Annotated in this window: 18 protein-coding genes; 8 read left to right on the forward strand and 10 right to left on the reverse strand. The window is 53.5% G+C overall.

The genetic code is table 11. The features are described 5' to 3' along the window. Position 1 precedes the first annotated feature (1 nt). Both EGY08_RS02155 and EGY08_RS02160 read right to left on the reverse strand, forming a co-directional pair. Positions 2 to 187, reverse strand: a complete 186-nt coding sequence (locus EGY08_RS02155; RefSeq protein ID WP_004121063.1) for a YnbE family lipoprotein — start codon at positions 185 to 187, stop codon at positions 2 to 4. Then, complete coding sequence (locus EGY08_RS02160) at positions 187 to 2,826, reverse strand: YdbH family protein (protein ID WP_087829542.1); 2,640 nt, start codon at positions 2,824 to 2,826, stop codon at positions 187 to 189. The genes EGY08_RS02155 and EGY08_RS02160 overlap by 1 nt, the downstream gene beginning before the upstream one ends. Positions 2,827 to 3,021: 195 nt before the next feature. Between EGY08_RS02160 and EGY08_RS02165 the strand changes: the two genes are divergently transcribed. The 3 genes from EGY08_RS02165 (at position 3,022) to hslJ (ending at position 5,223) form a co-directional block, all read left to right on the forward strand. Next, positions 3,022 to 3,519 (forward strand): DedA family protein, encoded by a 498-nt coding sequence (locus EGY08_RS02165; RefSeq protein WP_004121067.1) that lies wholly within the window; start codon positions 3,022 to 3,024, stop codon positions 3,517 to 3,519. Positions 3,520 to 3,668: 149 nt separating this feature from the next. Next, a complete protein-coding gene (locus tag EGY08_RS02170) occupies positions 3,669 to 4,658 on the forward strand; it encodes a 2-hydroxyacid dehydrogenase (RefSeq protein ID WP_004112629.1) in 990 nt (329 codons plus the stop codon). Positions 4,659 to 4,782: 124 nt separating this feature from the next. Further along, positions 4,783 to 5,223: a heat shock protein HslJ gene (hslJ, locus tag EGY08_RS02175; RefSeq protein ID WP_004121070.1), complete on the forward strand. Its 441-nt coding sequence runs from the start codon at positions 4,783 to 4,785 to the stop codon at positions 5,221 to 5,223. Here the strand turns inward: hslJ and EGY08_RS02180 are convergent. The 7 genes from EGY08_RS02180 to EGY08_RS02215 all read right to left on the reverse strand — a co-directional run bounded on the left by EGY08_RS02180 (position 5,220) and on the right by EGY08_RS02215 (position 9,471). Further along, positions 5,220 to 5,492 (reverse strand): DUF333 domain-containing protein, encoded by a 273-nt coding sequence (locus EGY08_RS02180; RefSeq protein WP_004101621.1) that lies wholly within the window; start codon positions 5,490 to 5,492, stop codon positions 5,220 to 5,222. The two genes, hslJ and EGY08_RS02180, sit on opposite strands and share 4 nt — an antisense overlap. A gap of 457 nt (positions 5,493 to 5,949) precedes the next feature. Then, the gene (locus tag EGY08_RS02185) at positions 5,950 to 6,177 is read right to left on the reverse strand and encodes a hypothetical protein (protein WP_004121072.1); all 228 of its coding nucleotides are present in this window, start codon (positions 6,175 to 6,177) and stop codon (positions 5,950 to 5,952) included. Positions 6,178 to 6,683: 506 nt separating this feature from the next. After that, positions 6,684 to 7,226 carry a glycoside hydrolase family 108 protein gene (locus tag EGY08_RS02195; RefSeq protein ID WP_123828132.1) on the reverse strand — a complete coding sequence of 181 codons (543 nt, stop codon included), beginning with the start codon at positions 7,224 to 7,226 and terminating at the stop codon, positions 6,684 to 6,686. 7 nt (positions 7,227 to 7,233) lie between these two features. Then, on the reverse strand, positions 7,234 to 7,506 hold the full coding sequence (locus EGY08_RS02200; RefSeq protein WP_032741863.1) for a phage holin family protein: 273 nt from the start codon (positions 7,504 to 7,506) through the stop codon (positions 7,234 to 7,236). After that, positions 7,496 to 7,888: a phage holin family protein gene (locus EGY08_RS02205; RefSeq protein ID WP_112165246.1), complete on the reverse strand. Its 393-nt coding sequence runs from the start codon at positions 7,886 to 7,888 to the stop codon at positions 7,496 to 7,498. Before EGY08_RS02205 ends, EGY08_RS02200 begins: the two co-directional genes overlap by 11 nt. Positions 7,889 to 7,964: 76 nt before the next feature. Beyond that, the gene (locus tag EGY08_RS02210; RefSeq protein WP_123828133.1) at positions 7,965 to 8,327 is read right to left on the reverse strand and encodes an antitermination protein; all 363 of its coding nucleotides are present in this window, start codon (positions 8,325 to 8,327) and stop codon (positions 7,965 to 7,967) included. A 442-nt stretch (positions 8,328 to 8,769) separates the two neighbouring features. Beyond that, positions 8,770 to 9,471, reverse strand: a complete 702-nt coding sequence (locus tag EGY08_RS02215) for a S24 family peptidase (RefSeq protein WP_049090298.1) — start codon at positions 9,469 to 9,471, stop codon at positions 8,770 to 8,772. A gap of 463 nt (positions 9,472 to 9,934) precedes the next feature. Between EGY08_RS02215 and nifJ the strand changes: the two genes are divergently transcribed. From nifJ to ttcA, 5 genes are all read left to right on the forward strand, one after another. Further along, positions 9,935 to 13,462: a pyruvate:ferredoxin (flavodoxin) oxidoreductase gene (nifJ, locus tag EGY08_RS02220; RefSeq protein WP_123828134.1), complete on the forward strand. Its 3,528-nt coding sequence runs from the start codon at positions 9,935 to 9,937 to the stop codon at positions 13,460 to 13,462. A 355-nt stretch (positions 13,463 to 13,817) separates the two neighbouring features. Continuing rightward, positions 13,818 to 14,924 carry a porin OmpC gene (gene ompC / locus EGY08_RS02225; RefSeq protein WP_004121085.1) on the forward strand — a complete coding sequence of 369 codons (1,107 nt, stop codon included), beginning with the start codon at positions 13,818 to 13,820 and terminating at the stop codon, positions 14,922 to 14,924. Between the two features lie 153 nt (positions 14,925 to 15,077). After that, on the forward strand, positions 15,078 to 15,290 hold the full coding sequence (locus tag EGY08_RS02230; RefSeq protein ID WP_004121086.1) for a KTSC domain-containing protein: 213 nt from the start codon (positions 15,078 to 15,080) through the stop codon (positions 15,288 to 15,290). A gap of 82 nt (positions 15,291 to 15,372) precedes the next feature. Beyond that, positions 15,373 to 15,807 (forward strand): universal stress protein UspF, encoded by a 435-nt coding sequence (uspF, locus tag EGY08_RS02235; RefSeq protein ID WP_004121089.1) that lies wholly within the window; start codon positions 15,373 to 15,375, stop codon positions 15,805 to 15,807. A 193-nt stretch (positions 15,808 to 16,000) separates the two neighbouring features. Beyond that, positions 16,001 to 16,936, forward strand: coding sequence for a tRNA 2-thiocytidine(32) synthetase TtcA (ttcA, locus tag EGY08_RS02240; RefSeq protein ID WP_004121091.1), 936 nt, complete (start codon positions 16,001 to 16,003; stop codon positions 16,934 to 16,936). Between the two features lie 44 nt (positions 16,937 to 16,980). Here the strand turns inward: ttcA and dbpA are convergent, their stop codons facing one another. Next, complete coding sequence (gene dbpA, locus EGY08_RS02245; protein WP_004121093.1) at positions 16,981 to 18,354, reverse strand: ATP-dependent RNA helicase DbpA; 1,374 nt, start codon at positions 18,352 to 18,354, stop codon at positions 16,981 to 16,983. Positions 18,355 to 18,393: the final 39 nt, after the last annotated feature.

Below are 18,393 nucleotides of genomic sequence, written 5' to 3' on the forward strand. Positions count from 1 at the left end.
CTCAGAACAGATCGCTACGCGATTTGAGCAGATTCTCAACGTCCTTATCCAGCTTAATATGAATTTCATGCTCAATTTTGACATTCATATTGATGGTGATCGGCTCTTTCGATGCCGCGATTTCAATACGCGGCGTACAGCCCGCCAGCAGCGCGGTGGCCAGAAAGGCGGCGAATAGTTTGATCATTATTGTTGTTCCTTACAGGTATGACTGTCCTGACAGCGCGGCGCGGGCAGCCTGGCGTTCTGCTCCAGCCACGCCTGCAGATTGTCGCCGAAACGCAAGCTGCGCCACAGGTCAAAAATATTCTCTTCATGGGAGTAGTTTAAGTGCACCGTATTGCTTTTGCCTTCTACCCGGCTGGTGCCGCTAATCGTTGCCTTCAGCGTCAGTACGCCAAGGTTATCGAGGTTGATCCGCGTCCACGATCTGGCTACCTCCATATATCGCAGCCAGTTAATGGCCGCCCCGGCGGAGACGTTGTCGGCCACCAACGCGTCCGCGGTGTCTTTATCGAGGCGCATCGTCATCGGCCCCGGATTGCTGAACCAGCCGTCTTTGATAATCCATTTTTTGTTATCCAGCCACAGAGGCAGCGCACCGTTAAACGGGCCGGAGACGGCGAACTGCTTCACTTTAATCGCACTCACTAATTCGCTGCTGGAGATATTTTGCAGACGCAGCAGCGCCGGGTCGTGCTGCGGCATCCTCAGTTGCTGCATGGTCAGCTTGCCGCCGAGAATATCGACGCTGACGTTACTCAACTGTAAAGGCGCGTCTTCACTCCAGGGCCAGGCCCCCTGAAGATCTGCCGTCAGATTGCGCGCGGTGAACTGGTTGACGACTTCGCCAATGCGCAACGATACCGGATGGCGGGTGCCAAGCTGCCAGGTGCCGTCGCTAAAACGGAACGGCAGCACAAAATCGACGCCGTTGATCTGGTTATCCGGCATCCAGGCGCTGCCGCCCTTGAGCACCCCGTGACCTCCCGCCTCGAAGCCCTGCCCGGCTGCGGCGGAGAATGCCACCTGCGCGTAAAGCGTTCCCTCACGCAGGGTCATCTTCCACTCCGGCGGCAACAGCGGCTGGAAAACGGTCAGCGACTGTTTTGGCCACCACGCTTCGCCGCGCAGACGTTCTCCGTCCCAGCGCCCGGTAACGCGCACGGGGCCAATTTTTTGCGCATGCAGGGAGCCGTTGAACTGGAACCAGGTCGGATCGCGACCGTCGATATTAAATTTCAGCGTCGACGGCGGCAGTTCGCTGCCGCCGCTGAAGGTGGTTTTCCCGGCATCCAGCGACAGCGCGCCGGTCAGTTTGGGATGCTGCCCATCGCGCAGCCAGCGGATCGGTTTTTCCAGGGTCAGACGCGGCGCGCTTACCAGCATGGAACCGTACTGCAGTTTATCGAACCCGGTCGACAGGCTGTTGAGCATGATGGCGCTGTCGGCCCATTCGCCCGCGCCTTTCACATCCCAGCGCGCCTGCATTGGGGTGAAATGACCCTCGCCCCAGTAGCGCCACTGCCAGCGGCCGCGGTCGGGCATAAAGTTGTCGGCCTGACCGTCAAGATGCAGGGTAAAATCGCCCATTTCCTGTTCATGGGCGCGTAAAATAGCCTGCAGGCGGCCATCAACGCCCTGCTGCGTCACTTTGACGCCCGCCAGCGGCCAGCGGATTTCATCAATATTCAACGAATCGATGACCCGCCCGCGCGAACGCAGCAGCGCGCCGGGGTGAAAGTTGAGCACCGGCGCGGTAAGCGGTCCACTCAGCTGCGCGGGCAGTTTGGCGTAAAAAATCAGATCGCCGAGCTTAGCCTCGCCGGTCAGCTGTAGCGGCATGTCGCTGCTGTCCATACTCAGCTTGCCGGGGCCGATATTCAGCACGGCGTTGCCCTTCCCGGCCTGCCCCTGAGTGAGCACGTTAAGACGCCCGCTGACCTGCATCTGCTCGGTGCCCTGCTGCCAGTTGCCCAGCGAAAGCGCGACGCGGCCGCTCAACGCGTTGCCCGCGTATTCGGTGTGCCAGCGGCCATCGCTGATGGTAATACGATCCGGGGTGATTTCCCACGGCAGGTCAAGCATCGGCTCCACCTCACCTCGCGGCGTGACCAGCAGTTGCCCGCGGTTCTTCTGCCACTCCAGCTCGGCATCGACCAGACCGGGAGTTTGTGGAAATTCAAAGGTGCTGAACAAGTGGCCATCGACCGGCAAACCGTCCGGCACCAGCGGCATCTGAAACTCGCCCACCAGCTTCACCGGCGCCTGGTCTTCCACCAGACGCGCGGAGAAGTCGCTGACCGTCAGCGCCTGACCGCGCAGTCGCGCCTGGAGGGTAACCTCTTTCCCGGCATAGCCGATATCCTGCTGCTGCGGCGTGAGCGACATCACCAGCCGCCCCTGCCATTTATCCCACGGCGACAGGCGCAGATTGTCAATCGTCAGCCAGCTATAAGGGAGCATTGATTGCCATTCGGCGAGGGTTTTCGGCGCCCCCGGCGCGGCTTCGCTTTCCGGGAGCTTGTTCAGGCAGGCGCTGTTTATATCCAGCTCGCCGATATGTAAACGCCAGCGGCTGGGACGCGAGAGCGAGGCATTGGCGACGCGCGCGATTTCGCAGTCGCCGACCAGATAGCGCAGATCCGGAATACGCAGCGACGAGCGCGTCAGCCGCGGGCTTTCATTGAGTGAGATTCGGGTTCCCGCAGGTAGCCAAATGCCTGCCAGCGTAGGCACCCAGTGGGTGAGCGTTAATAGCAAAGCCAGCGGTAGCAGCACGAGGGCTAATAATAGCGCGATGGCGGCTTTATATTTACCCTTCATGGGCAGCTAATATCCTGATTCGAAATAAGTAAAAGCCGAGAGGCCGTTATTGTGGCACGTTCGACCTGTGAGTTAAAGTTTCCATCCCGTTTAAGCGTAGTCGTCGCCCTGTGATTCACCAGCCAGCTATTTAACCAGGGTTTAGTTTTCGCCTGCGACACTGGTCTACACCTGCGAACGTAAACGGATTGTGCTGTGGACTTAATTATCTCGCTGATGGAATACGCTCAGAGCCGCTATTCATTGGTATTGCTGATGGTTTTCCTGATGACGTTCGCTAAATCCTGCGCCGTCATCTCGCTGCTGATCCCGGGCACCTCCGGGCTACTGCTGTTCGGCACCCTGGCATCGGCCAGCCCGGGACATTTCCTGTTAATGTGGATGAGCGCCAGCCTCGGCGCTATCGGCGGATTCTGGCTCTCGTGGCTGACGGGCTACCGCTACCGGTACCATCTGCATCGTATCCGCTGGCTTAATGCCGAACGCCTCGCTCGCGGCCAGTTGTTCCTGCGCCGCCACGGCGCGTGGGCAGTCTTTTTTAGCCGCTTTCTCTCTCCGCTTCGCGCCACCGTGCCGCTGGTAACCGGCGCCAGCGGCACCTCTCTCTGGCAGTTTCAGCTCGCCAACGTCAGCTCCGGGCTGCTCTGGCCGCTTATCCTGCTGGCGCCAGGCGCGTTAAGCCTCAGCTTTTGATGAAAGGTATTGTCTTTTAAAGAGATTTCTTAACACCGCGATATGCTCTAGAATTATTACTATAACCTGCTGATTAAACTAGTTTTTAACATTTGTAAGATTATTTTAATTATGCTACCGTGACGGTATTATCACTGGAGAAAAGTCTTATGAAAATCGCTGTGTATAGTACAAAACAGTACGACAAGAAGTATCTGCAGCATGTTAATGATGCATATGGCTTTGAACTGGAGTTTTTTGACTTCCTGCTAACCGAAAAAACCGCCAAAACCGCCAACGGCTGTGAAGCGGTGTGTATCTTCGTAAACGATGACGGTAGCCGCCCGGTACTTGAAGAACTAAAAGCCCACGGCGTGAAGTACATCGCGCTGCGCTGCGCGGGGTTCAACAACGTTGACCTCGATGCCGCCAAAGAGCTGGGCCTGCGGGTGGTGCGCGTCCCGGCCTACTCGCCGGAGGCGGTCGCTGAGCACGCGATCGGCATGATGATGTCGCTGAACCGCCGCATTCACCGTGCCTATCAGCGCACCCGCGACGCGAACTTCTCTCTGGAAGGGCTGACCGGTTTCACCATGCACGGTAAAACCGCCGGCGTTATCGGCACCGGTAAAATCGGCGTCGCCGCGCTGCGCATTCTTAAAGGTTTCGGTATGCGTCTGCTGGCGTTTGATCCCTACCCAAGCGCCGCCGCGCTGGATATGGGCGTGGAGTATGTCGATCTTGAAACCCTGTACCGGGAGTCCGATGTTATCTCACTGCACTGCCCACTGACCGATGAAAACTACCATTTGCTGAACCATGCCGCGTTCGATCGCATGAAAGACGGGGTGATGATCATCAACACCAGCCGCGGCGCGCTCATCGATTCGCAGGCAGCGATCGACGCCCTGAAGCATCAGAAAATTGGCGCGCTGGGGATGGACGTGTATGAGAACGAACGCGACCTGTTCTTTGAAGATAAGTCTAATGACGTGATTCAGGATGATGTGTTCCGCCGTCTCTCCGCCTGCCATAACGTCCTGTTTACCGGTCACCAGGCGTTTCTGACCGCGGAAGCGTTGATCAGCATTTCGCAAACCACCCTCGACAACCTGCGTCAAGTGGATGCAGGCGAAACCTGTCCTAACGCACTGGTCTGATTTTCCTTGCCCTTTTGTGCTCCCCCTTCGCGGGGGGCACATTCAGATAATCCCCACAGAAATTGCCTGCGATAAAGTTACAATCCCTTCATTTATTAATACGATAAATATTTATGGAGATTAAATGAACAAGTATGCTGCGCTGCTGGCGGTGGGAATGTTGCTATCGGGCTGCGTTTATAACAGCAAGGTGTCGACCAGAGCGGAACAGCTTCAGCACCACCGTTTTGTGCTGACCAGCGTTAACGGGCAGCCGCTGAATGCCGCGGATAAGCCGCAGGAGCTGAGCTTCGGCGAAAAGATGCCCATTACGGGCAAGATGTCTGTTTCAGGTAATATGTGCAACCGCTTCAGCGGCACGGGCAAAGTCTCTGACGGCGAGCTGAAGGTTGAAGAGCTGGCAATGACCCGCATGCTCTGCACAGACTCGCAGCTTAACGCCCTGGACGCCACGCTGAGCAAAATGCTGCGCGAAGGCGCGCAGGTCGACCTGACGGAAACGCAGCTAACGCTGGCGACCGCCGACCAGACGCTGGTGTATAAGCTCGCCGACCTGATGAATTAATAGTTACCGCAGCTTCCGCCTGCCAGCGCCTGCTCGCTGCAGCGCTTGCCGTTCGGCAATGCGCACATGCCGATAGCGGAGCCATCAAGCTGGCGGGCCACCGATAACGAGCCGCCAACCATGGCGCAGTTTGCCTGGCCGGAGCTGCTCATCGCAGCGCGCATTCCCGGCGATACGTGCGCCGCCGTTGCCTGCTGAACAGGTTCATCATTGCTACTACACGCCGACAGTAACAGCGCAGCACATCCCACTAAAAACGCAGCTCGCATCTTCTCTCCCCTCAGATACATCTTAAAATGGACAAGCCTAAGGATAATAGGCAGCTCAGCGCGCCGCGTCGAGAGGCGAAGTACGTATTTATGCGTTGTGTTAACATTTATTAGCAAATTTTTTGGCGTCAGAAGCCTCTCAGCATGAGCACATTAATCTCTGTACAACTGAGAAGCATCATGGTGAGGCGATAGTTTCCCGACAGTTAAATAGGTAGTTCTTTGTTCTGCAAGATTATTTCCTGTGCGTTCAATCTTAGCTTCTTTGACTCACTGGTGAGCATCCAAATCACTTTCATTCCTATCAGCGACAATCTTCAGAGTTGAATGGCTCTACTCGGCAGGGACTCGTCACAGTCAAACATAAAAAAAGCCAGCAGGGGATGTGCTGGCAATTCTTCAAATATGAAAGTTATTGAATACCGTATTTCTTTTCAGTGACGAATTTTGGCTCTTGCTAATTGGGACCTTTTTTGACAAGCATTTTTTCGCCCCATACGACCACGCCTTTTTGACGCATCTGTTCAAAGGTCCTCATAAACTCCCCACTTTCTATTACTGAAAACTTATAACGACTGAAAAAACGATCCATTTGAGGATAACCAAAGCCATTCTCATTCCTGGTTAAGTTGAGAATAATATCCTCGAGCGTCTGCTCTGCCACTATACGTTCAAAATCAATCACTTGGAACCCCTCAACTCTTGTTCTTCTGCTGCTTTCAGCGCTTCTGGTGTATATAAAGAGTTTCTATTACCTAATTTATAGTCCTCCAGAGTGGCTGTATGAGTATTATTCCATACCTCAACAGAGCGCTATCTTTAACGCCAAGCAGCTTGTAGCGCTCCAGTTCTCTGACCTCATGAGTGTAGTATCTCTTATCGGTATCAGTAGCCTGGAGCTCACCTTTTATAATTTTTTCTAGCCTGTCAATCATCACTTTATTGGCATCTGATTCAGCAAAACGACCTGTATGTAGTTTCACCTTATCAATGCCTGCACGGTCAATGATTGCCGCCTTCCAGTCCAGATTCTGAACCGGACCGCCTGCTTTACCTCCGTGCCAGTATGTACAGGGGTCACCGGTGCCGGCGTACTGTTACCGGTGTGAGGCGGGGCGCCCGCCACGGCTTATACATATTCAATTTCTCCAGATTTCGATTACTGAAATGATTAGATTAATAAAATAAAAACTACATAGATACTCGTGTTCGCAACCAACCATATATAAATGATTTATTAGCCTCACTTTTTTCTGCTAACTCCAGATAATACTGCCCCTGGCTACAGTTTAATGCCCGTAGCAGTACACGCTCCCCTTCACTGCCTCTTCGAATAACATAATGGCTCAAGGCATTTAAGGTTCTGGGGCCAATAACACCATCGGTTATAAGATCCGGATAAAGTACCCCACGATGATTAAAAGCATTTAACCAGCGTTGAAGCCACTTACCCGGCAGAACAGGCCCCATATTGACCCCGGCATCACACAGTTTTTCAGCGATCGCGGTAGATATTTCAGCAACATGATCGAACCGGGGCGCAATCCAGTAGTCAGCGTTGAGAATATCCAGCGCCTGTTGGCGCGTCAGTTTTTGCATATCGCCATCATAACCATGAGCCCGTGCGGTGACTTGAGTAATCCCCCAGTTTGTCGGACCTCCTTTATCATCAGGATGATTTACATAACCGCCCTCCTTTTCCAGAATGGCATTAAAAATCTCATCTTTAGTCATTTATTCCTCATTTATCGATTAAATGCGCGATATTCCCCCTCACCAGGAACACGGCAATAAAGACAAAAAAATTCACGGTAACCACCAACCAGTGGGTCGACGTATACAAGCCGAAGAGATAACGAAACGGTATGCTGGCATAAGTGATTACCAGCAAATAAGCCGTATACGATATCCATGGTCGATACCTCCTGTACCGGGCGCGCCGATAAAACATTAAGGTTAGGGTGATCAAAGCGCAGAGAATGGCATTAAGCAGCGCGGGCAGTTCATTTCCCATTCGGGCGCCCACTATTGTTGCGGGTAAGTATTTTATATAGGTCGGTTAGTTCTTGATTATTCAGGAACGTAAGTATCTTAATAATCAGCGCGGATATCAGTACGGCGCCTAACGCGTCTAACGGTCTATCACTATATCCTGTCCAGATCGCCAACTTTGTCCCAATTAACCCGGAACCCAGAACACCGACGATAAAAGAAGTCATAAAATAGGCAGCGAGTCTAAAACGCGTGATATTAACCGCCGTCGCAACATAAAATACCGCGCCAGCAAACGCGCCAAATACAACGCCATAATCAATACCTGTCATCAGGCCAAACATACCAGCGCCCATTAATCCACCAGCAACAATTATCGACGTACCGGAAACAGGATCGGACATATACCCTCCCTTCTTTCACTATGAGTTATGATGGTAAATAACGAAGCGCAGGGTCATTTTTCCTGGCACTAAGGTGTTACCTCGCCGTTACTTTCTTTCTTTTTTGCAAACCAAGCGCATAAATTGCCCTCTCGAAGAGCCAGGCTTCTGGCTGCGCATACTGGTGGGCAAATTCTTGCTGATAAATGATGGTCGCTCGCTCAATTTGCCGTTTATATTCCTCGCGCTGCCAAAAAATATCCTGCGCCACAAATTTAATCGGCAATGCGTCCTCAATACGTTCAGGCGTATGGTGCTTCCCTTTTGCCTGAATCTGAGCGCGGGAAGGGGTGGGCCGGTGGATAAGATCGGAACTGAGCGTTTGCGGATTTTGTAAGTGGGAACGCTGCGCGCGACGTCTACCCGCAGCGGAGCCATTAAACGCGGTTTTACGGGACATTGCGGTCTCCTTTAATGGGCTTTGGCGGAATGCCATTGGCAATCGGATCCTTGCCAATGGCTTTACCCCAAAGCGCACTGCGCCATGGCGCTGGCTTTTCAGCCACGTAGATTCAGTTATGAATCGTTGTATTTCATCATCCAGATAGTGCTGCCTATCAAGCTGATGACAAAAGAATACCTCAGGGTTATTTAAAAATAAATACCCATGGGTATACGTTATGACAAAAACACATTAATGAATTGAAAACATTGAAATTTTTTTTGAAAAAAGTGGTCTACCGCGTAAAAAAACTGAAAAGGTCCGAGGGGGTTGTGATGAACAGCGTCTCACAGGAGGAGGGGCGATGACGCAGGTATGCCCGGCTTACACGCGACATACCTGGTTAAAACTTATCGGCTGAACTCAGTACGAATGGCGACCTGCGGGGCAATGCGCGCCTTTAAACGAAGCGTTTAACGCTGTGGCTATAAATCACGCGACCAATGATCTTCAGATACTGTTCATGGCTCTCGCCAATCGTCCAGTCTGCATATTTACTGTTATCCGAGTGAACAAGCAGGCCATCCGCCGTGAACTGAAGTCGCTTCACCAGCACCGCGCCTTTAAAGGAAAAGACGTAAATGCCATCGCCTTCAAAGTAGTCTTTCGAGACATCGACAAAAATGTAGTCACCGGTCTCAATGGTGCCGGACATGCTATCTCCGGATACGGTGATCACCTTGATATGCTCTGCGGGCCTGTTACCAAAAAGCCGCAGCGCGCCGGCAGAGTCATAGGTGATACTGCTGACCGTTTCATCAACCTCACTGGAGACAATGCAGCCCGGCCCTGCGCTGGCCTGGGCATCCAGAACCTCAATGACATACGGCATCTGTGGCGAATCCTCTACCGGTTCTCGCTCGATATCAATATTCCCGGTGATACCGTCCATCCATCCGCGGGGAAGATTGAACGAAGATTCAATAAGTTCGACCATCTCGTCAGCTATCCTTTTCTTTTGCTTTTTACCTTCGGGGTAGAGCATTCTTGAGACGTAAGAAGGCTCCCGTCCAAGGGTTCGGGCCACATCAACGGCCTTACCACCGCATAAATTATCACGGATATAGAGCAACCGCTGTCGTCTGATTTCGTATTTATCCATCGCAATGATTCTAACGCCATTTACCATCAGGTATCTAAAATATAGCAAAACCCGAATAAATTACCTACAGGTAATTAAGGCAGTATTGTCGGTCAGGACCCTTTGACTGGCGGAATTCGCCACACTGCTACTTATGGAAAAATGACGCCATTGATTTTGGTGTAGGGTGTCGCTCATACGTGGATACCTATGTAATACGTTGAATTAATTTATCTGAACTATGGATTTTGTCGCTACTGGAGATCAAAAAATCATGTTCCTCCGGAGTCTATACTTAGACAGTAATTCGCAAACCCGGTCCCCCCTGCCCGTAACCATGCAGGGAGAAACGAACTTTTACGCTACCGGTGAAATCGCGCCGATAGCGGTTGCGCAGAATGCAGAATAGATAAGCGAGTGCTCAGAATGTATCTATGGGCATAAAAACATTTTTTATCAAACATTTAGCAATGTGAGTATTGATATGATCACTATCGACGGTAATGGCGCGGTTGCTTCAGTCGCGTTTCGCACCAGTGAAGTTATCGCCATCTACCCGATCACGCCCAGCTCCACGATGGCGGAGCAGGCGGACGCCTGGGCGGGCAACGGGCTGAAAAACGTCTGGGGCGATGTTCCCCGCGTCGTCGAAATGCAGTCGGAAGCCGGGGCAATCGGCGCCGTACACGGCGCGCTGCAAACCGGTGCCCTTTCGACCTCTTTTACTTCATCGCAGGGTTTACTGCTGATGATCCCGACGCTGTACAAACTGGCCGGCCAGCTGATGCCGTTTGTGCTGCACGTCGCCGCCCGCACCGTGGCAACCCACGCGCTCTCTATCTTTGGCGATCACTCGGACGTCATGGCCGTGCGCCAGACCGGCTGCGCGATGCTCTGCGCCAGCAGCGTCCAGGAAGCCCAGGATTTTGCGCTAATTTCGCATATCGCCACCCTGCAAAGCCGGGTGCCATTTATTCATTTCTTTGATGGTTTCCGCACCTCGCACGAAATCAACAAAATCGCCCCGCTGGCGGACGATACCCTCCTCAGCCTGCTACCGCAGGATAAAATCGATGAACATCGCCAGCGCGCCCTGAACCCCGAACATCCGGTAATCCGCGGCACCTCAGCTAATCCGGATACCTACTTCCAGTCACGTGAAGCGACTAACCCGTGGTACGACGCGGTTTACGCACACGTTGAAACGGCAATGAACGATTTTGCCGTCGCCACCGGGCGTCAGTACAAACCGTTTGAGTTCTACGGACATCCGCAGGCCGAGCGCGTTATCGTGATTATGGGCTCCGCAATCGGCACTTGTGAGGAAGTGGTTGATGAACTGCTGAGCCGCGGTGAAAAAGTCGGTGTACTGAAAGTTCGTCTTTATCGCCCCTTCTCCGCTGCCCATCTGCTGGAAGCGCTGCCGGTTAGCGCCCGCGCCGTTGCGGTGCTTGACCGAACCAAGGAACCGGGCGCCCAGGCTGAGCCGCTGTATCTCGACGTGATGACCGCGCTGGCGGAAGCCTTTAACCGCGGCGAGCGGGAAACGCTGCCGCGTACCATTGGCGGCCGCTATGGTCTCTCATCAAAAGAGTTCGGACCGGAGTGCGTGCTGGCGATTTTCAACGAACTGAGCGCCGCCAAACCCAAACCACGCTTTACCGTCGGCATCTACGATGACGTCACCAACCTTTCCCTGCCGCTGGTAGAAAATACCCTGCCGTCGGAGGCGAAGCTGGAAGCTCTGTTTTACGGGCTCGGCAGCGACGGCAGCGTCTCGGCCACCAAAAACAATATCAAGATTATCGGTAACTCGACGCCGTGGTTCTCGCAAGGCTATTTCGTCTATGATTCGAAAAAAGCTGGCGGCCTGACGGTTTCCCATTTGCGCGTCAGCGAGAAGCCGATTCGTTCTTCCTATCTGATTTCGCAGGCCGATTTCGTTGGCTGTCACCAGCTGCAGTTTATCGACAAGTATCAGATGGTTGAGCGTCTTAAGCCGGGCGGTATTTTCCTGCTCAATACCCCATACAGCGCCGAGGAAGTCTGGTCGCGCCTGCCGCAGGAAGTCCAGGCCACGCTGAATCAGAAAAAAGCGCGGTTTTATATCGTTAACGCGGCCAAAATCGCCCGCGAGTGCAGCCTCGGCGCGCGCATCAACACCGTTATGCAGATGGCGTTTTTCCATCTGACGCAGATCCTGCCGGGTGATAGCGCGCTGGCGGAACTGCAGGGCGCGATTGCGAAAAGCTACAGCAGCAAAGGTCAGGAACTGGTCGAACGCAACTGGCAGGCGCTGGCCCTGGCCCGCGAGTCGCTGGCGGAAGTGCCGCTGCAGCAGGTCGATGCCAACAGCCCGAATCGCCCGCCGGTCGTCTCCGACGCCGCGCCGGATTTCGTCAAAACCGTGACCGCCGCCATGCTGGCCGGGCTCGGCGATGCGCTGCCGGTCTCCGCCCTGCCGCCGGATGGTACCTGGCCGATGGGCACCACCCGCTGGGAAAAACGTAATATCGCCGAAGAGATCCCTATCTGGAAGGAAGAGCTTTGTACCCAATGCAACCACTGCGTGGCCGCCTGCCCGCACTCGGCAATCCGCGCGAAAGTGGTCACCCCGGAGGCGATGGAAAATGCCCCGTCCAGTCTGCACTCCCTGGACGTCAAATCCCGCGATATGCGCGGCCAGAAATACGTTCTGCAGGTCGCGCCTGAAGATTGCACCGGCTGTAATCTGTGCGTCGAGGTTTGTCCGGCAAAAGATCGGCAGAACCCGGAAATCAAGGCCATCAATATGATGTCGCGCCTTGAACATGTTGAAGAGGAGAAAGTCAATTATGACTACTTCCTCAATCTGCCGGAAATGGACCGCAGCAAGCTGGAACGTATCGATATCCGCACTTCGCAGCTGATCAGTCCGCTGTTTGAATACTCCGGCGCCTGCTCCGGCTGCGGCGAAACGCCGTATATCAAGCTGCTGACTCAGCTCTACGGCGACCGGATGCTGATTGCCAACGCCACCGGCTGTTCATCGATTTACGGCGGCAACCTCCCTTCCACGCCGTACACCACCGATGCCAACGGCCGCGGGCCGGCATGGGCCAACTCGCTATTCGAGGATAATGCCGAATTTGGCCTCGGCTTCCGCCTTACCGTCGACCAGCATCGTCAGCGCGTAATGCGTCTGCTATCGCAGTTCGTCGATAAACTCCCGCCTGAGCTTAACGAGGCGCTGCACGCGGAGGCCACGCCTGAGGTACGCCGCGAACAGGTGGACGAACTGCGCAAGGTGCTGGCAAATGAAGAAGGAGCGAAGGAACTGTTAACCGACGCCGACGCACTGGTCGAGAAATCTATCTGGCTAATCGGCGGCGACGGCTGGGCCTACGATATCGGCTTTGGTGGTCTCGACCACGTGCTGAGCTTGACCGAAAACGTCAATATTCTGGTGCTCGATACCCAATGTTATTCCAACACCGGCGGCCAGGCATCGAAGGCTACCCCGCTGGGTTCGGTGACTAAATTTGGCGAGCACGGCAAGCGTAAAGCGCGTAAAGACCTTGGGGTCAGCATGATGATGTACGGTCATGTTTATGTGGCGCAAATTTCCCTTGGCGCGCAGCTCAACCAAACGGTAAAAGCGATTCAGGAAGCGGAAGCGTATCCGGGACCATCGCTGATTATTGCCTACAGTCCTTGCGAAGAACACGGTTACGATCTGGCGTTAAGCCACGATCAGATGCGTCAGCTGACCGCGACCGGATTCTGGCCGCTGTATCGCTTTGACCCGCGTCGTGCCGATGAAGGTAAACTTCCGCTGGCGCTGGACTCCCGTCCGCCGTCAGACGCGCTGGCCGAAACGCTCCTGAACGAACAGCGTTTCCGTCGCCTGAACGCGCAGCAGCCGGAAGTTGCGGAACAGTTGTGGAAAGATGCGACCGCGGATCTACAAAAACGCTATGACTTCCTGGCGCAGTTGGCCGGTAAGGCGGAAAAACCCACCAGCGAAAGCTAATTCGCTGCCATTTTTTATCCGCGCATAAAAAAAGCCCGAATATTCATTCGGGCTTGTCGCTTTACCGCTCAACAAAAACCATTCTCAGGAACGAGGGCAATATAAATTCTTGAATGACAATAAAAGGCATATAACGACCAGATAATACGATATTAAAATCGTCATGTATAATTTTTATTTTGTATATTTTCTGCCAAATCATTCATTATAATTATCATCATTTCATCTGAATTATTTATTTTAGATTTTACTTATATCGTAACAATTGATACTTACCATATCTCTATTTGCTCCTTTAGCATGAGTTCACTTCCCAGGAGGAAGCTAAAACAAAAACCGTTAAAGGATTGTCTAAATGAAAAGAAAAGTACTGGCCCTCGTTATCCCGGCATTATTAGCTGCTGGCGCTGCTCACTCTGCTGAGATTTATAATAAAGACGGAAATAAACTGGACCTCTATGGCAAGGTAGACGGTCTGCATTATTTCTCCGATGATTCATCTAAAGATGGCGATCAATCCTACGTCCGTCTTGGCTTCAAAGGCGAAACTCAGATTAACGATCAGCTGACCGGCTACGGTCAGTGGGAATATAACGTTCAGGCGAACAACACCGAAGGCGCCGACAACCAGTCCTGGACCCGTCTGGCGTTTGCGGGTCTGAAATTCGCTAACTACGGTTCATTCGACTATGGCCGTAACTACGGCGTACTGTACGACGTAGAAGGCTGGACCGATATGCTGCCAGAATTCGGTGGCGACTCCTACTCCCAAGCCGATAACTTTATGACCGGCCGCGCTAACGGCGTTGCAACCTACCGTAACAATGACTTCTTCGGTCTGGTTAACGGCCTGAACTTCGCCCTGCAGTATCAGGGTAAAAATGAAAACGCCGGCAGCGGTGAAGGCACCAACAACGGCGATCGCAGCGTACGTAACGCCAACGGCGACGGTTTTGGTCTGTCAACTTCTTATGATTTCGGTATGGGCATCAGCGCAGCTGCCGCATACACCTCTTCTGACCGTACCAATGATCAGATGACCCGGACCACCGCAGGCGGTGACAAAGCGGAAGCGTGGACCACCGGCCTGAAATATGATGCCAACAACATCTATCTGGCGACCATGTATTCCGAAACCCGCAACATGACGCCTTACGGCGACGGTAACGGCGTTGCCAATAAAACCCAGAACTTCGAAGTGACTGCGCAGTATCAGTTCGACTTTGGTCTGCGTCCGGCGGTTTCTTTCCTGATGTCTAAAGGTAAAGATTTGAGCAAAACCGATGGCGACAAAGATCTGGTTAAATATGCTGACATTGGCGCGACTTATTACTTCAACCGTAATATGTCTACCTACGTTGATTACAAAATCAACCTGCTGGATGAAGACGATAGCTTCTATTCTAACAACGGCATCTCTACGGATGACGTCGTCGCATTAGGCCTGGTTTACCAGTTCTAATGTCCGGGCCCGCTGGCAACGGCGGGCTTTCTCTTCCCCTCCCTGCCATCGCCGGCATTCAAAGCAAAACAATATATCGATTACCTTAAAATAATCGTCCGTTAAATGATATATTGCTACCTGGAATTGCCGCAGCCGTAGAGGACGCCCGCCATGCAACATCACCCCGTAACCTCATCCCGAATCACCTCCGTCGCCTATGATGAGTCCGCCGGCATTCTTGAAATCCGTTTTCGCGATAACCAAACGCTGCAGTATATCGGTGTCCCGCCGCGCATTTTCCGCGACTTTCTCCTGGTGGTTTCTAAAGGTCGTTTTTACGATGGCGTCATTAAAGGAAAATTTACCGAACGCCGCTGCGCCTGATGGCCAAAGTGTGATTGCGCGCAATGTACAATAATCGCCTGGATGACCTACACTTTAAGTGGTTACTTAAACAGGAGGTTTTATGAACAGAATGATTCTTGTGCCCATCGATATTTCTGATACAGAATTAACCGATCGCGTTATCAAGCATGTTGAAGCTGAAGCCAGAATCGATGATGCCGAGGTGCATTTCCTGACCGTCATTCCCTCCCTTCCCTATTACGCTTCGCTGGGAATGGCCTACACCGCAGAGCTGCCGGCGATGGATGACCTCAAAGCCGAATCGGAATCGCGGCTCAAAGAGATTGTGAAAAAGTTTAATATCCCCGAAGACCGTATCCACTTTCACGTTTCAGAGGGCTCGCCGAAAGATAAAATCCTTGCTATGGCGAAGTCTCTTCCCGCGGACCTGGTGATTATCTCTTCGCACCGTCCCGATATCACCACCTACCTGCTGGGCTCTAACGCCGCCGCCGTTGTCCGCCATGCGGAATGTTCGGTGCTGGTCGTGCGGTAAACCGACTCTGCCCGCCGCTGTGCGGGCTTTTTGTCTTTTATCCCGCCGGGCTTATTTAACCTTAAATGTGCTGACATTCCCTTCGCTAATCCGTACCATACACGCCACATGCTACGCACCAGCAGAATGCCATAATCATGCTGGCAGAACGCGTGCGCTTCTGATGCCACACTATGAATTGAGCCATTATTAAATGCTGCAGAATCAAGAGATTAGCAAGAAAGAAAAATACAATATCGACAAATTGCAGAAGCGCCTGCGCCGTAACGTCGGCGAGGCCATTGCCGATTTTAATATGATTGAAGAAGGCGACCGCATCATGGTTTGCCTCTCCGGCGGTAAAGACAGCTACACCATGCTGGAGATTTTGCGCAACTTGCAGAAAAGCGCGCCAATTTCCTTCTCCCTCGTGGCGGTCAACCTCGATCAAAAACAGCCGGGCTTCCCCGAACATATCCTGCCGGAATATCTTGAGCAGCTGGGCGTTGAATACAAGATTGTTGAAGAAAATACCTACGGCATTGTTAAAGAAAAAATTCCGGAAGGTAAAACCACCTGCTCGCTCTGCTCACGTCTGCGCCGCGGCATTCTTTACCGCACCGCTTCTGAGCTGGGCGCGACCAAAATCGCCCTGGGCCACCACCGCGACGATATCCTGCAGACCCTGTTCCTGAACATGTTCTACGGCGGGAAGATGAAAGGTATGCCGCCGAAGTTGATGAGCGACGACGGTAAACATATCGTGATTCGCCCGCTGGCCTACTGCCGGGAAAAAGATATTGAGCGTTTCTCCCAGGCGAAAGGTTTTCCGATTATTCCGTGTAATCTGTGCGGTTCGCAGCCCAACCTCCAGCGCCAGGTGATTGCCGATATGCTACGCGACTGGGACAAACGCTATCCAGGGCGCATCGAAACGATGTTTAGCGCGATGCAGAACGTGGTGCCTTCCCATCTTAGCGACGTTAACCTGTTCGATTTTAAGGGCATTCATCACGGTTCTGCGGTGATTGACGGCGGCGACCTGGCGTTCGATCGCGAAGAGATCCCGATGCAGCCGGCCGGTTGGCAGCCGGAAGAGGATGACGCGCAGTTGGATGAACTGCGCCTGAATGTGGTGGAAGTAAAATAACGTCTTTACGTCTCAGGCGCGCGCCTGAGACGCCTTTTTCGCGCTTATTTCAGCAAACGAACCCGGCAGGTCTTACCTTTAATCTTCCCGTTTTGCAGCTGCTTAAACGCTTTATGCGCTACGCCCTGGCGCACGGCAACGTAGACATGCGCCGGATGAACGGCGATCTTGCCGATGTCCGCGCCATCAAGGCCGATATCACCGGTCAACGCCCCCAGTACATCGCCCGCGCGCATCTTCGCTTTTTTTCCGCCATCAATGCATAGCGTGGCCATCTCTGCCTTCAGCGGCACAATAGTGCTATTTGCCGGCCCGTTCATCCAGTTGAGCTTTGTTTGCAACATTTCGGCAAGAATATTCGCGCGCTGCGCCTCTTCCGGCGCGCAGAGGCTAATCGCCAGACCGCTTTCGCCCGCGCGAGCGGTACGACCAATGCGGTGCACGTGAACCTCCGGGTCCCAGGCCAGCTCGTAGTTCACCACTAGCTCGAGCGACTTGATATCTAACCCGCGGGCGGCAACGTCGGTCGCTACCAGCACGCGCGAGCTCCCGTTAGCAAAGCGTACCAGCGTCTGGTCGCGGTCGCGCTGTTCAAGATCGCCGTGCAGCGACAGAGCGCTCTGGCCAGCGGCGTTTAGCGAATCGCAGACAGTCTGACAATCCTTTTTGGTATTGCAGAACACCACACAGGAAGCGGGCTGATGCTGGCTCAGCAGCTTTTGCAACAGCGTGATTTTTCCGTGTTGCGAAGTTTCAAAAAACTGCTGCTCAATAGCTGGCAACGCATCAACGGCATCAATTTCAATGGTCTGCGGGTTGTTCTGCACACGGCCGCTAATCGCCGCGATCGCTTCCGGCCAGGTAGCGGAAAACAACAGCGTCTGGCGCGAAGCCGGCGCAAAGCGGATCACTTCATCAATGGCGTCGCTAAACCCCATATCCAGCATGCGGTCCGCTTCGTCCATCACCAGCGTTTGTAGCGCGTCCAACGACACGGTGCCCTTTTGCAGGTGATCGAGCAAACGCCCCGGCGTGGCGACGATAATATGCGGCGCATGCTGTAGCGAGTCGCGCTGGGCGCCGAAAGGCTGGCCACCGCAGAGGGTCAAAATTTTAATATTCGCCAGAAAGCGCGCCAGACGACGCAGCTCACCAGCGACCTGATCCGCCAGTTCGCGGGTCGGACACAGCACCAGCGACTGCGTCTGGAACAGAGAAGCGTCAACGTGCTGGAGCAATCCGAGGCCGAATGCCGCCGTTTTACCGCTGCCGGTTTTTGCCTGCACGCGGACATCTTTACCCGCAAGAATAGCCGGCAAAGCCGCCGCCTGAACCGGGGTCATCGAAAGATACCCCAGTTCATTCAGGTTAGTGAGCTGGGCGGCGGGCAAAACATTCAGAGTTGAAAAAGCGGTCACAATTATTTCTCGCATTACATTTAGGGGCGGACAATCTGC

The sequence above is a fragment of the Klebsiella sp. FDAARGOS_511 genome, from assembly GCF_003812845.1.
Classification (GTDB): domain Bacteria; phylum Pseudomonadota; class Gammaproteobacteria; order Enterobacterales; family Enterobacteriaceae; genus Klebsiella; species Klebsiella grimontii.

What these genes read in the sequence shown, in the direction of transcription:
- EGY08_RS02155 (WP_004121063.1), bottom strand. Translation starts at nt 187, where the DNA reads ATGATCAAACTATTCGCCGCCTTTCTGGCCACCGCGCTGCTGGCGGGC.
- EGY08_RS02160 (WP_087829542.1), bottom strand. Translation starts at nt 2,826, where the DNA reads ATGAAGGGTAAATATAAAGCCGCCATCGCGCTATTATTAGCCCTCGTG.
- EGY08_RS02170 (WP_004112629.1), top strand. Translation starts at nt 3,669, where the DNA reads ATGAAAATCGCTGTGTATAGTACAAAACAGTACGACAAGAAGTATCTG.
- hslJ (WP_004121070.1), top strand. Translation starts at nt 4,783, where the DNA reads ATGAACAAGTATGCTGCGCTGCTGGCGGTGGGAATGTTGCTATCGGGC.
- EGY08_RS02180 (WP_004101621.1), bottom strand. Translation starts at nt 5,492, where the DNA reads ATGCGAGCTGCGTTTTTAGTGGGATGTGCTGCGCTGTTACTGTCGGCG.
- EGY08_RS02195 (WP_123828132.1), bottom strand. Translation starts at nt 7,226, where the DNA reads ATGACTAAAGATGAGATTTTTAATGCCATTCTGGAAAAGGAGGGCGGT.
- EGY08_RS02200 (WP_032741863.1), bottom strand. Translation starts at nt 7,506, where the DNA reads ATGGGAAATGAACTGCCCGCGCTGCTTAATGCCATTCTCTGCGCTTTG.
- EGY08_RS02205 (WP_112165246.1), bottom strand. Translation starts at nt 7,888, where the DNA reads ATGTCCGATCCTGTTTCCGGTACGTCGATAATTGTTGCTGGTGGATTA.
- EGY08_RS02210 (WP_123828133.1), bottom strand. Translation starts at nt 8,327, where the DNA reads ATGTCCCGTAAAACCGCGTTTAATGGCTCCGCTGCGGGTAGACGTCGC.
- EGY08_RS02215 (WP_049090298.1), bottom strand. Translation starts at nt 9,471, where the DNA reads ATGGATAAATACGAAATCAGACGACAGCGGTTGCTCTATATCCGTGAT.
- nifJ (WP_123828134.1), top strand. Translation starts at nt 9,935, where the DNA reads ATGATCACTATCGACGGTAATGGCGCGGTTGCTTCAGTCGCGTTTCGC.
- ompC (WP_004121085.1), top strand. Translation starts at nt 13,818, where the DNA reads ATGAAAAGAAAAGTACTGGCCCTCGTTATCCCGGCATTATTAGCTGCT.
- EGY08_RS02230 (WP_004121086.1), top strand. Translation starts at nt 15,078, where the DNA reads ATGCAACATCACCCCGTAACCTCATCCCGAATCACCTCCGTCGCCTAT.
- uspF (WP_004121089.1), top strand. Translation starts at nt 15,373, where the DNA reads ATGAACAGAATGATTCTTGTGCCCATCGATATTTCTGATACAGAATTA.
- ttcA (WP_004121091.1), top strand. Translation starts at nt 16,001, where the DNA reads ATGCTGCAGAATCAAGAGATTAGCAAGAAAGAAAAATACAATATCGAC.